This is a genomic window from Saccharopolyspora sp. NPDC050389 (assembly GCF_040655595.1).
Taxonomy (GTDB): Bacteria; Actinomycetota; Actinomycetes; order Mycobacteriales; family Pseudonocardiaceae; genus Saccharopolyspora.
On record NZ_JBFAKG010000104.1, the window covers coordinates 19,775 to 32,325 of the forward strand.

Consider the following 12,551-nt stretch of genomic DNA (forward strand, 5'->3'; position numbering starts at 1 on the left):
CGTTCGGACTACAACGCCTCATTGTCCACCACATCCCTGTCGGAAGCATCGAACAACCCGGGCTTACTCGTCACGGTTCGCGGCGAGCGCATCCCGTGCCGCTGCGCCGCGGCGACCACGTTCGCGTATGACCACCGGTGCTCGACGCAGGGACCGAACTGAGTCAGCCGGGCCGAGTGCACCGGCGTGCTGTAACCCTTGTGCACGTCGAACCCGTAGTCCGGGAACTCGGCGTGCAGCTGCGCGGCCATCATCCGGTCGCGGGTCACCTTCGCCAGCACGGACGCCGCGGCCACGCAGGCCGCGACCAGATCGCCCTTCACCACGGCCACGCTGGGCGTCGCGAGCCCCGACACCCGGAAGCCGTCGGTCAGCACGTAGCCGGGATGCGGATTCAGCTGCGCGACCGCCCGCCGCATGCCCTCCAGGTTCGCCACGTGGATACCGAGCGCGTCGACGTCCTCGGCGGAGATCACGATGGTCGACCAGCTCAGCGCCCGCTCGGCGATGCGGTCGTACAGGCGTTCCCGGTCGGCCTCCGAGAGCACCTTCGAGTCCGTCAGCCCGTCGAACCGCCGCGCATCGCCCGGGCGGAGCGCGCACGCCGCCACCACGAGCGGGCCCGCGCACGCACCTCGCCCGGCCTCGTCCACACCTGCCACCGGCCCGAGGCCCCGGCGATCCAACGCGCTCTGAAGGGCCCAATTACCGCTGCTGCGCCGGATCACCGACCTCGGCGGCCGGAACGCCGCCACCGTCACGTCGACGTCACTCCGACGACCGTCGCTGTTTCACCACACCGACGAGCCTACGGCCCAGCCAAACCGTCGGGAACGCCGCGGCGAAACCGACGCCCATCGGCACCCCGGTCTGCCAGCCGGGCGCGCCCAGCGCGGCGGACTGCGGGTTCGGCTCCGGGATGCTCTGCCAGCGGGTCGGCGGCAGGACGATCAGCTGAGCCTTGCCGATCACGTTGTCGACCGGCACTGCACCGTTGGTGCCGCCACCGCCCTGCACCCGCGAGTCCGCCGAGTCGTTGCGGTTGTCACCCATCACCCACAGGTGCCCCGGCGGGACCGTCACCGCCTTGAACTCGTCCTGGCCGACCCCGCGGCCTGGCTCCCAGTACAGGTACGGCTCGTTGAGCGGCTTGCCGTCCACCAGCACCCGGTTCTGCGCGTCGCAGCACTCCACGGTCTGACCGCCGACGGCAACCACCCGCTTGACGAAGTCCTTCTCGTCCGGGGCGCCGAAGCCCAGCAACGACGCCGCGCCCTGGAAGAAGCTGACGACGGGGTTGGACGGCTCGTCCACCTCGAACTCGTTCTGCACCCAGGGCTGCGGGCCGCGGAACACCACCACGTCGCCCGGCTCCGGATCGCTGAACCGGTAGGTGATCTTGTCCACCAGCACCCGGTCGTTGTTGCAGCCGGTGCACCCGTGCAGGGTCTGCTCCATCGACTGCGACGGGATCACGTACACCCTGGCCAGGAACGCCTGGATGAGCACCGTCAGCACGAGCGCGGTGACGATCAGGATCGGCAGCTCGCGCCAGAACGAGCCCTTCTTCTTGCCCTTGGGCTTGCGGCGGCGGGAAGCGTCCCCCGGCTCGTCCGGGGCACCGCTGGAGTGCTCCGCACCCTGAGGGTCTTCCGCTGATCCGCTGCGCACGACGTCGGCCACCCGGCCAGGCTACTGGAACCGCAGTGGGCGCCGTCGCGCTCCCCCGGCGCGGGTGGGGCGTTCCACCGCCCCGAGGCGCCGCCGTGACGTGCTCTTTTCCGGTACATCCGATTCGGGTCGGCACCGCGCCGGGGCGCGAACCACCCGGCGATCACTCGAAGGTGGACAACCGGCTCCCGGGCCACCGGGCAAAACGACCACCGGCCGGACACGCGAAACGGCCCAGGTACGTGCACCTGGGCCGTTGTCGTGATTCCGAGTGGCTGTCGATCAGGAAGCCGACGCGGGCTCGCGCTTCTCCTTGATCTTCGCCTTCTTGCCGCGCAGTTCGCGCAGGTAGTACAGCTTCGCCCGCCGAACGTCACCGCGCGCCGCAACCTCGATCTGCGCGATGTTCGGGGTGTGCACCGGGAACGTCCGCTCCACACCGACACCGAAGGAAATCTTGCGCACGGTGAAGGTCTCCCGGATGCCATCGCCCTGCCGGCGGATGACCACGCCCTGGAAGACCTGGGTCCGCTCGCGCGAACCCTCGATGACGCGGACGTGGACCTTCAGCGTGTCGCCAGGCCGGAAGGCCGGAATGTCGGAACGCAACGACTGGGCGTCCAGCGCGTCCAGGGTGTTCATCGGTGGTCCGTCCTCATCCGTGTCGAAGGCACCCGTGTTCTCGAACGTCGATGACCCGACCTACTGGTGGGCACCGCCTGACACGGGGTGAACTTGCATGTGAGCTCGCCGAACTTGCCATTCGGCTGCATCAACCGTTCCAGTGTGCCAGATCCGCATTTCGGCGTCTGAACCGCCCCCGCCGACGCGGGGTCAGCGCTGCGCGTCTCCGGCATCCCGGGACTCGTCGGAATGCTCCGACTCCCGCAGTTTATCGAGTTGCGCGCGATCGCCCGCGTCCAGGGTCCCTTCCGGCAACTCGGCCAGCAGATCCGGGCGTCGCAGGTAGGTCCTGGCCAGCGCCTGATCGCGCCGCCAGCGGTCGATCGCGGCGTGGTTTCCGGAGCGCAGCACGTCCGGCACGGCGTGCCCGCGCCACACCTCGGGGCGGGTGTAGCAGGGGCCTTCCAGCAGCCCGTCGGAGAACGAGTCCTGCTCGGCCGACAGCGGGTTGCCCAACACCCCGGGCAGCAGGCGGGCCACCGCCTCGATCATGACCAGCGCGGCGACCTCGCCGCCAACCAGCACGTAGTCACCGATGGACACCTCCTCCACCGGCATCCGGGTGGCGGCGTCGTCGATCACCCGCTGGTCGATGCCCTCGTAGCGGCCGCAGGCGAACACCAGCCAGGGCTCGGCGGACCAGCGGATCGCGGTGCGCTGGTCGAACGGCCGCCCGGCGGGGGTCGGCACGATCAGCCGGGGCACCGGAGCAGGGGCGTCAGCGGCGCCGCAAACGCCGTCCAGCGCCTCGCCCCAGACGTCCGGCTTCATCACCATGCCGGGGCCGCCGCCGTAGGGGCTGTCGTCCACCGCCCGGTGCACGTCGTGCGTCCAGTCCCGCAGGTCGTGCACGCCGACCGCGATCCGTTCGCGCTCGATGGCCTTGCCCAGCAGCGCTTCCCGCAGCGGGGCCAGGTAGTCGGGGAAGATCGTGATGACGTCGATGCGCATGTGGCCCTCGGAAAAAAGAAACACCCCCGCCGGATGGCGAGGGCGGTTTGGTCTTGCTTTTGCCGGTTCGGCGTCACTCGGCTTCGAGCAGGCCTTCCGGCGGATCGACGACGAGGCGACCGGCGGCGAGATCGACCTCGGGGACGATCTCGGCCACGAACGGCACCAGGACCTCGCGGCCGTCGACGGTGCGCACGACCAGCAGCTCACCGGCCGGCGTGTGCAGCACTTCCCGCACCTCGCCGACCTCGTCGCCGGAAACCCGCTCGACCCGCAGGCCGACCAGCTCGTGGTCGTGGAACTCGTCCGGGTCGTCGATCGGTTCGAGGACGTCGGAGCTGACTGTCAGCAGGATGCCGCGCAGGTCCTCGGCGGCCTCCCGGCCCTCGACACCTTCCGCACGCACGAGCAGCCGCCCGGCGTGCTGCCGGGCGGCTGTAACCGTCAGGTTCTGCGCGCGGACCACCCCGCGGCGCTGCATCCCGAGCACCGAGCCGGGAGCGAAACGCAGCTCCGGGCTGTCGGTGAGCACCTCGACGACAAGCTCCCCCCGCACGCCGTGCGGCCGGACGATGCGGCCGACGGCGAGGGTTTGCAGCTCGGGCTCGCTCATGTTCGTGCTCAGCGGTCGGTGTCGACCACGTCGACCCGGATGCCGCGGCCGCCGATGCCGGACATCACGGTCCGCAGCGCGGTCGCGGTGCGACCACTGCGACCGATGACCTTGCCCAGGTCGTCCGGGTTCACGTGCACCTCGAGGGTGCGACCGCGTCGGGTCGTGAGCAGCTGGACGCGGACATCGTCGGGGTTGTCGACGATGCCGCGCACCAGGTGTTCAAGCGCGTCCGCGAGGACCGTCACGCCTGACCTTCCTCGGACTTCTGCTCTTCAGCCTTGTCCTCGGCCTTCTTCGCACCCTTCTTCTTCGGGGTGGTGGCCTCGGTGGTGGGCTCCTCGCCGGCGGCGGCCAGTGCGGCCTCGAACAGCTCCTGCTTGCTCGGCTTCGGCTCGGCGACCTTCAGCCGACCCTCGGCACCCGGCAGGCCCTTGAACTTCTGCCAGTCGCCGGTGATCTCCAGGATGTTCTGCACCGGCTCGGTCGGCTGCGCGCCGACACCCAGCCAGTACTGCACCCGCTCCGAGTTGACGACGATGCCGCTCGGGTTCTGCTTCGGGTGGTACTGCCCGATCGTCTCGATGGCCCGGCCGTTGCGGCGGGTACGGGCGTCGGCGACGACGATGCGGTAGTGCGGCTCCCGGATCTTGCCGATCCGCGCGAGCTTGATCTTCACAGCCACGGGTGCTGGTGCTCCTCAGACTCTCGTTCGTGCTCCGGTGAGCATGCCAAGCCGCGTGGGGCAGCGGAGTGGAATGCTCTTAGTCAAAAGCGGCCACAAGCGGTGAGAGGGACCCCTCGCGGCGAACAGCATCCCATTGTGCCAGATACCGCCGCCGCCGTGACCGCGGACCCGTCCGGTGGCCGGGTCGCTAGGCCGGGAGCAGCCCGAGCGAGAGCAGCAGCAGGCCGAGCGCGGGCAGGAAGTTGTTCACCTGGTGCGCGACCACGCTCGCGGTCAGCCGCCCGGTGACCATCCGGGCCACGCCGATCGGGATCGCGATGACCAGCAGCAGCGCGGTGCGCTCCGGCTCCAGGTGCCCGATGGCGAAGACGGCCGTGCTCAGCACGAACACGTTCAGTTGGCTCCACCGCAGCCGTTCCATCGCACCCCAGAGCAGCCCGCGGTAGAGCAGCTCCTCGCACAGCGGCGCCACCAGCCAGACGTGCAGGAAGATCACCACCGCCAGCGCCGGGGGCAGCTGCACCCCGTCGAGCAGGCTGCTCACCGTGGACTGCGCGTCCGGCCCCGTCCACCGCACCCACAGCATCGTGGCGATGGTCGTCGTGACCAGGCCGATGCCGCCGATGGCCAGCCCGGTGGTGACGTCCGACCAGCGCCATTCGAGGCCGAAGTCCAGTCGCGGGCCGTTGCCGCGCACGACGGTGATCAGCACGGCCACCGCACCGGCGAGCACGGTCGGCAGCACCAGCATCAGGACCAGCGCCATGCCGTCCGGGCTGCCCAGCGCGGCCGCGAGCGTCACCGAGACCAGCACGAAGATCGCCTGCGCGAAGAAGAACGCGCCGAGCCCCCAGCGGTGGGTCCGGGCCGGCGCGGCCTCCGGAGGGGTGGGCTGCAGCGGCGCGTTCACGGCGGGATCTGGCTGGTTCGGGGTGTTCACGGGCGCCTCCGTCGTGCCGGTCGGCGGCCACTTGCCTGGCCGTGTCGGCGTGCGGACGCCGGCCGAGCCGCCAGGTTACCTCCGGCGGCGCGGCGAACGGCAGCGATATTCATCCGGCGATGGCGAACAGCAGCAGCGCAGGCAGGAAGTTGTTCGTCGCGTGCGCGATCATGCTCGCCGCCACCCGGCCGGTGATCATCCGCGCCGCGCCGATCGCCAGGCCGCCGAAGAACAGCACCGGCGTGCGCCACACCTCCTGGTGAATCAGGGCGAAGATCAACGCGGTCAGCACCAGGATCGCGTACCGCGGGATGCGGTAGTGCTCCAAGGCGCCCCAGAGCGCGCCCCGCATCAGCAGTTCCTCGGTCAGCGGCGCGCCGAGGAAGGCGAACAGCGCGAACAGGAACAGCCAGACGGTCCGCTCGCCCTGCATCAGCCGGGTCAGGTCGGTTTCCGGGGGCGGGCCGAAGATGGCGATGATCACCAGCGTCAGCGCCCAGGAACCGAGCAGCGCGATGCCTCCGCAAGCCAGGCCGACCTTGAAGTCGCGCCGCTTCGGCAGGATGCCGAAGTCCGAGCGCAGCCCCCTGCCGCGCCACCAGGAGAACACCGCGGGCACCAGGACGAGCAGGATGTTCGGGGCGAAGGCCAACAGCAGCAGCGGACCGGTGTTCGGCGGCGTCGTCGGATCGAACCCGCCGGCCCGCGACGGCCGGGCCGCGTTGAGGATCAGCACGGTCAGGTAGTAGCCGCCGTAGCCGATGAAGAACGCCGCGAAACCCCACGCCAGGGAGCCGCGGCGGGCCGCCTCCAGCTGCGCCTCCCAGAAGCGGGGGTGCAGGTCGGCGCCGGTGGTGTCCGCCACCGGGCGCATCGGTTCCCCGCCGGGGTGCTTCGGGAACTCCGGCGGTTCCCGCTCGGACTGCTCCCCCACGCTGCGCTCCCCTCCGCCGGGCTCACCCTAAGCATCCACCAGGAGTCGCGCCGCCTCCGGCCGCCACGACCTGGGGCTTCCCGCGAGGAAGATCACATCGAGCAGCAGGACGCGATTCTGCAACCAGCGCAAAGCGGCGGGATTCAGCCGACGACGTTGCCGCGCAGGACGATCCGCTTCGGGTGGTCCAGGACCGTCAGGTCCTTGCGCGGGTCCGCGTCGTAGCAGACCAGGTCGGCCGGGGCGCCGTGCTCCAGCCCGGGCCAGCCCAGCCACTCGCGCGCGGCCCACGACGCCGCGCCGAGCGCCTGCTCGGTGGACATCCCGACCCGGTGCAGCGCGCGCACCTCGTCGCGCAGCAGGCCGTGCTCGATGCCGCCGCCGGCGTCGGTTCCCGCGTACATCGGAATGCCCGCCTCGATCGCCTTCGCGACCGTCCGGTCGGCCCGCTCGTAGAGGTCGGTCATGTGCGCCGCGTAGGCCGGGTACTTGGTCGCGGCCGACGCGAACGACGGGAAGTTCTCGATGTTGATCAGCGTCGGCACCAGCGCCGTGCCGTGCCGGGCCATCAACTCGATCGTGTCATCGGTGAGCCCGGTGCCGTGCTCGATGCAGTCGATCCCGGCGTTGATCAGGCCGGGCAGCGCGTCCTCACCGAAGACGTGCGCGGTGACCCGCGCGCCCAGCCGGTGCGCCGTCGAGATCGCCTCGGCCAGCACCTCGTCGCTCCACAGCGGCGCGAGGTCGCCCACCGACCGGTCGATCCAGTCGCCGACGAGCTTGATCCACCCGTCGCCGTTCGCGACCTGCTCGGCGACCGCGGCGGGCAACTGCTCCTCGTGGTCCAGCTGGTCGGCCAGGTACGGGATGTAGCGCTTGGGCCGCGCCAGGTGCTTGCCGGCCCGGATGATCCTGGGCAGGTCTTCGCGTTCCTGCAGCGGCCGGGTGTCGACCGGTGCGCCGCAGTCGCGGATCAGCAGAGTTCCGGCGTCGCGGTCGGCCTCCGCCTGCGCCACGGCCTCGTCGAGCTCCACCGGCCCTTCGGGGCCGATGCCGACGTGGCAGTGCGCGTCGACCAGGCCGGGCAGCACGAAGCCGCCGTCGAACACGGTCTCGGCGCCGGGCACGGGCTCCAGGCTGATCCGGCCGTCCTGCACCCACAGCTCCCGCTGCGCGCCGTCAGGCAGCACGACGGCGCGCAGGTGCAGGGCGGTCACTTCTTCTTGCCGAAGTTCAGCTTCGAGGGGTCGAAGCCGGCGGGCAGGTCGTTCATGCCGCCCTCCAGCTTGGAGAGGTCCGGGCTCGCGCCCGGCATGCCCATGCCGCCCGGCGGGAGGCCGGGGAAACCACCGGGCAGGCCGCGCATGCCCTTGGGCTGCGTCGGGCCGCGCCCCTTCTTGCCCTTCTTCCCCTTCTTGCCCTTGCGGTTCTTGCTGCCCCCGCCACCGCCGAAGCCGAAGCCGCCCGCCATCTGCTGCATCATCTTGCGGGCTTCGAAGAACCGGTTGACCAGGTCGTTGATCTCGCTGATGGCGACCCCGGAACCGCGCGCGATGCGCTGGCGGCGGGACGCGTTGATGATCTTCGGGTCGGCCCGCTCGGCGGGCGTCATGCCGCGGATGATCGCCTGGATGCGGTCCAGGCTCTTCTCGTCGAAGTTGGCCAGCTGCTCCTTCATCTGGCCCGCGCCCGGCAGCATGCCCAGCAGGTTCTGCAGCGGGCCCATCCGGCGGACCGCCTGCATCTGCTCCAGGAAGTCCTCCAGGGTCAGCTGGCCGGTGCCGAGCTTCTGCGCGGCCTGCTCGGCCTGCTCCTGGTCGAAGGCCTGCTCGGCCTGCTCGATGAGGGTGAGCAGGTCGCCCATGCCCAGGATCCGGTTGGCCATCCGGTCCGGGTGGAAGACGTCGAAGTCGGCCAGCTTCTCGCCGCTGGAGGCGAACATGATCGGCTGGCCGGTGATCTCGCGGACCGACAGCGCGGCACCACCGCGGGCGTCGCCGTCGAGCTTGGTCAGCACCACGCCGGAGAACCCGACGCCGTCGCGGAAGGCCTGCGCGGTGTTCACCGCGTCCTGGCCGATCATCGCGTCCAGCACGAACAGGATCTCGTCCGGGGTGATCGCGTCCCGGATGTCGGCGGCCTGCTTCATCATCTCTTCGTCGATGCCCAGCCGGCCGGCGGTGTCGACGATGACGATGTCGTGCTGCGCCCGGCGGGCCTCGTCGATGCTGCGGCGGGACACCTCGACCGGGTCGCCGACGCCGTTGCCGGGTTCCGGCGCGTACACCGGCACCCCGGCGCGCTCCCCGACCACCTGCAGCTGGTTCACCGCGTTCGGGCGCTGCAGGTCGCAGGCCACCAGCAGCGGGGTGTGGCCCTGCCCGGCGAGCCACTTGGCGAGCTTGCCGGCCAGCGTCGTCTTACCGGAACCCTGCAGACCGGCCAGCATGATCACGGTCGGCGGCGTCTTGGCGTACTCCAGCCGACGGGTCTCGCCGCCGAGGACGGTGACGAGCTCCTCGTTGACGATCTTGATGACCTGCTGCGCCGGGTTCAGCGCCTGCGAGACCTCGGCACCCTTGGCGCGCTCCTTGACACCCGTGATGAAGCTGCGCACCACGGGAAGCGCCACGTCGGCTTCGAGCAGGGCGATGCGGATCTCCCGCGCGGTGGCGTCGATGTCCGCGTCGGACAGCCGCCCCTTGCCGCGCAGGTTCGTCAGGACCGAGGTGAGCCGGTCGGAGAGAGTGTCGAACACGGGTTCACGGGCTCCAGAGTCGAGGGATGTACCTGGGTACCTATGCGAGGGTAACCGGCCGGGTCACCGGCCCGGCGTGGGCTAGGAAGCGCAATTTCACGAGAAATCGCGCGGCCACCGGGTGACCGGCCGCCAGGTGCGGGAAACCCAGCGTGACCAGGGGCCGCGAATCCGGCGACGCCGTCACCCGGTGGGTTGGCCGACTTCCCGGGAAGTCGGCCAACCATCCGCTCAGCTGTGCGAGTAGTCCTCGCGGCGCTTGCCCGTCGCGCGGGACTGCGGCGAGCGCTGGCCCTTGCGGTGCGGGCGCGGCTTGTCGCGGTCGTGGTCCCGGGCACCGTCGCGGCCGGGGCGGCGCGGGCGGCGGTTGATGAACTCGCCGTCGGCGCGGCTGATCCGCAGGCCCCGCCCGGCCACCTGGGTGTTGCGCAGCTTGCTGAGCAGCTCCTCCGGCAGGTCGGCGGGCAGTTCGATCAGGGTGTGCTCGTTGCGGATGTCGATGTGCCCGATGTGCTTGCTGGGCAAGCCGCCCTCGTTGGCCAGCGCCCCGACCAGGGCCCGCGGGGTGACCCGGTTGCGGCGGCCGACCTCGACCCGGTAGGTCTCGGTGTCCGAGCTGGCCGGGTGGAACGACGGGCCGTCGCCACGGCGGGCCGGCGGCTCGACGGGCTCCGGGTCCAGCAGCAGCGGCCGGTCGCCCTGCGCCATGGCGGCCAGCGCCGCGGCGATCTCCACGGCCGGCACGTCGTGGGTCCGCTCGTACTCCGTCACCAGGTCCTGGAAGACCTCCAGGCCGCCCTTGGCGAGGGTGTCGGTGATGCTCTGCGCGAACTTGGCCAGCCGCCGGTCGTTGACCGCGTCGATGGTGGGCAGCTCCATCTGCTGGATCTGCTGCCGGGTGGCCCGCTCGATGGACCGCAGCAGGTGCCGCTCGCGCGGCGAGACGAACAGGATCGCCTCCCCGCTGCGCCCGGCCCGGCCGGTGCGGCCGACGCGGTGCACGTAGGACTCGGTGTCGTGCGGGATGTCGTAGTTGAGCACGTGCGAGATGCGCTCGACGTCGAGGCCGCGGGCGGCGACGTCGGTGGCCACCAGGATGTCGATCTTGCCGTCCCGGAGGTGGCCGATGGTGCGCTCACGCTGAGCCTGCGCGATGTCGCCGTTGATCGCCGCCGCACTGAAGCCGCGGGCCTGCAGCTTCTCGGCGAGTTCCTCGGTGAGCTGCTTGGTACGGACGAACACGATCATCGCGTCGAACGACTCGACCTCGAGGATCCGGGTCAGCGCGTCCAGCTTGCTCGCCGCACGCACCGGGACGTGCCGCTGGTTGATGTTGGTCGCGGTGCTGGTCTTCGTCTTGACCGAGATCTCGACCGGGTCGTTGAGGTAGTTCTGGCTGATCTTGCGGATCGCGCCGGGCATGGTCGCGGAGAACAACGCCACCTGCCGGCTGGCCGGCACGGACTGCAGGATCCTCTCCACGTCCTCGATGAAGCCCATCCGCAGCATCTCGTCGGCCTCGTCGAGCACCAGGTTCTTGAGCCCGGTCAGGTCGAGCGAGCCCTTCTCCAGGTGGTCGATCAGCCGGCCGGGAGTGCCGACGATGACGTGCGCGCCGCGGCGCAGGCCGGCGAGCTGCGGGCCGTAGCTGGTGCCGCCGTAGATCGGCAGCACGTGGAAGCCCGGGATGTGCGCGGCGTAGCGCTGGAACGCCTCGGAGACCTGGATCGCCAGCTCGCGGGTGGGCGCGAGCACCAGGGCCTGCGGGCCGGTGGCGTTGAGGTCGAGGCGGGACAGGATGGGCAGCGCGAACGCGGCGGTCTTGCCGGTGCCGGTCTGGGCCAGGCCCAGCACGTCGCGGCCCTCCAGCAGCAGCGGGATGGTCTTCTCCTGGATCGGCGACGGGGTCTCGTAGCCGATCTCGGTGAGGGTCTGGCGGACGCGCGGGTCAAGGTCAAGTTCGTCGAATGTCGACATGCTGGAAGCGGATCTCCTCGGTGGACTCGGCAGGGGGCTGATGGTCTGCGGAAACGGCCCTGCAACTACCCGCCCGGGGTCCGGGGTGATCGGCGAGGCGTCGGCTCGTAAGCCCTAGATCGCCGCGGGGCGCCGCTTGCGCATTTCGAACCGCGCGCTCAGCTGGACGCACACCCTGTTGCCAGTCACCCGCAGCTCGATCATTCTCAGCCTGGCGCCGCAGCATCCTGCCGCAGCGCCGGACATCCAGCCTAGCGATCGTCATCGGGGCGCGGGGCGGTGGCCCGGCACAACGGGACGTACGTCACGCCACGACGTCCAGTCGGAGGCCGTTTTCGACCTGATCCCGGGTGAACAGATGCACCCGGTGCCAGCCTCGCGGCGTCACGCCGTCGCGCAGCCCCTGGTGCATCCGGTCGGCTCGCTGCACGTGCCGGAGGAACGATCCGGGCCGGATCAGCCGTCCGCGCGCCCGCTGCCCGGCCAGCGCCTCGCGCGGGTCCACGTGCAGCCACACCAGCACCCGCTGCCGCCCGGTGAGCCAGCCGAAGACCAGCAGCATCGCGCGGGTGGTGGCGCGGGTCGCGGGTTCGTGCGCGACGACCGGCCCGGGCGTGCGCACGCACCGCCAGGCGATGCGGCTGCGGTGCACCAGGTGCACCAGCGGGCGGTAGTAGCGGTAGGGCAGGCGGCTCGGCAGGACCTTGCGCAGCCCGGTGCGGACCTGGTCGGAGTCCAGCGTCGAAATGTCCGCACCACCGCGCAGCTTTCCGAGCACCGTGCTCTTGCCCGCGCCTGGCAGGCCGGCCAGGACGACGAGCGAGCGCCGCCCGATGCGCACCGTCGGCGGCGGGCTGGTGGCCGAGGGGAGTACGTCCGATATGTCCACGACGGCGTCCAGGTTACGCGTGATCGATCTTGGCGGACGGGCCGAGTGCTCAACGCCACCGAACGCACGAAAACGGAAGGCGGCTCGCTCCCCCCGAACGAGCCGCCTTCCTCACCATCCCCCTGGGGCGCCACGAGATATCGCACCCGATCCGCGTGGGCGACCGTGTCCCCTCGGCCACCCACGCGGCTCCCCCGTCGCGAACGCGAAGCCCGGTCTGCCCGCCCGACCCCCAGTACGGGCGGGGCCCCCTCCGGTTCCCCCTTATCACCGCGTCGCACTTAGGAGTTTGCCGTCTGAGAGGGCTCGGCGAGACCGTGAAGCCCCCTGAGTACGGCTGCGTAGTGTTACGCATCGCCACCGAGCGGTTCGCCGAAATCCACTCAGGCCGACCGGTCTCGCGTCAGAACTCGTGAGCGTTTTGGAGTGCCATGGCACTCCAAAAC

At 70.7% G+C, this 12,551-nt stretch carries 13 protein-coding genes; all 13 read right to left on the reverse strand.

Annotation, left to right across the window (positions count from 1 at the left end):
- Positions 1-8: 8 nt before the first annotated feature.
- Positions 9-761: a ribonuclease HII gene (locus tag AB0I53_RS41705; RefSeq protein ID WP_358614721.1), complete on the reverse strand. Its 753-nt coding sequence runs from the start codon at positions 759-761 to the stop codon at positions 9-11.
- 7 nt (positions 762-768) lie between these two features.
- On the reverse strand, positions 769-1,683 hold the full coding sequence (gene lepB / locus AB0I53_RS41710) for a signal peptidase I (RefSeq protein WP_358614723.1): 915 nt from the start codon (positions 1,681-1,683) through the stop codon (positions 769-771).
- Positions 1,684-1,953: 270 nt separating this feature from the next.
- The gene (gene rplS, locus AB0I53_RS41715; protein ID WP_358614725.1) at positions 1,954-2,313 is read right to left on the reverse strand and encodes a 50S ribosomal protein L19; all 360 of its coding nucleotides are present in this window, start codon (positions 2,311-2,313) and stop codon (positions 1,954-1,956) included.
- Between the two features lie 192 nt (positions 2,314-2,505).
- Positions 2,506-3,306, reverse strand: a complete 801-nt coding sequence (gene trmD, locus AB0I53_RS41720) for a tRNA (guanosine(37)-N1)-methyltransferase TrmD (RefSeq protein WP_358614727.1) — start codon at positions 3,304-3,306, stop codon at positions 2,506-2,508.
- Between the two features lie 73 nt (positions 3,307-3,379).
- On the reverse strand, positions 3,380-3,919 hold the full coding sequence (gene rimM, locus AB0I53_RS41725) for a ribosome maturation factor RimM (RefSeq protein WP_358614729.1): 540 nt from the start codon (positions 3,917-3,919) through the stop codon (positions 3,380-3,382).
- Positions 3,920-3,927: 8 nt separating this feature from the next.
- Entirely contained in the window at positions 3,928-4,167 is a 240-nt protein-coding gene (locus AB0I53_RS41730; protein ID WP_093146638.1) for an RNA-binding protein, read from the reverse strand.
- Positions 4,164-4,604 carry a 30S ribosomal protein S16 gene (rpsP, locus tag AB0I53_RS41735; RefSeq protein ID WP_358614732.1) on the reverse strand — a complete coding sequence of 147 codons (441 nt, stop codon included), beginning with the start codon at positions 4,602-4,604 and terminating at the stop codon, positions 4,164-4,166. Before rpsP ends, AB0I53_RS41730 begins: the two co-directional genes overlap by 4 nt.
- 190 nt (positions 4,605-4,794) lie before the next feature.
- Entirely contained in the window at positions 4,795-5,547 is a 753-nt protein-coding gene (locus tag AB0I53_RS41740; protein WP_358614734.1) for a type II CAAX endopeptidase family protein, read from the reverse strand.
- 109 nt (positions 5,548-5,656) lie between these two features.
- A complete protein-coding gene (locus AB0I53_RS41745; protein ID WP_358614736.1) occupies positions 5,657-6,481 on the reverse strand; it encodes a type II CAAX endopeptidase family protein in 825 nt (274 codons plus the stop codon).
- 143 nt (positions 6,482-6,624) lie between these two features.
- Positions 6,625-7,698 (reverse strand): amidohydrolase family protein, encoded by a 1,074-nt coding sequence (locus AB0I53_RS41750; RefSeq protein ID WP_358614738.1) that lies wholly within the window; start codon positions 7,696-7,698, stop codon positions 6,625-6,627.
- Positions 7,695-9,239 carry a signal recognition particle protein gene (ffh, locus tag AB0I53_RS41755; RefSeq protein WP_358614740.1) on the reverse strand — a complete coding sequence of 515 codons (1,545 nt, stop codon included), beginning with the start codon at positions 9,237-9,239 and terminating at the stop codon, positions 7,695-7,697. Before ffh ends, AB0I53_RS41750 begins: the two co-directional genes overlap by 4 nt.
- Positions 9,240-9,470: 231 nt before the next feature.
- Entirely contained in the window at positions 9,471-11,216 is a 1,746-nt protein-coding gene (locus tag AB0I53_RS41760; RefSeq protein ID WP_358614742.1) for a DEAD/DEAH box helicase, read from the reverse strand.
- Between the two features lie 304 nt (positions 11,217-11,520).
- On the reverse strand, positions 11,521-12,105 hold the full coding sequence (locus AB0I53_RS41765) for an AAA family ATPase (protein ID WP_358614744.1): 585 nt from the start codon (positions 12,103-12,105) through the stop codon (positions 11,521-11,523).
- Positions 12,106-12,551: the final 446 nt, after the last annotated feature.

Coding starts and splice junctions, on each gene's coding strand:
- rplS (WP_358614725.1), bottom strand. CDS start 2,313: ATGAACACCCTGGACGCGCTGGACGCCCAGTCGTTGCGTTCCGACATT.
- trmD (WP_358614727.1), bottom strand. CDS start 3,306: ATGCGCATCGACGTCATCACGATCTTCCCCGACTACCTGGCCCCGCTG.
- rimM (WP_358614729.1), bottom strand. CDS start 3,919: ATGAGCGAGCCCGAGCTGCAAACCCTCGCCGTCGGCCGCATCGTCCGG.
- AB0I53_RS41760 (WP_358614742.1), bottom strand. CDS start 11,216: ATGTCGACATTCGACGAACTTGACCTTGACCCGCGCGTCCGCCAGACC.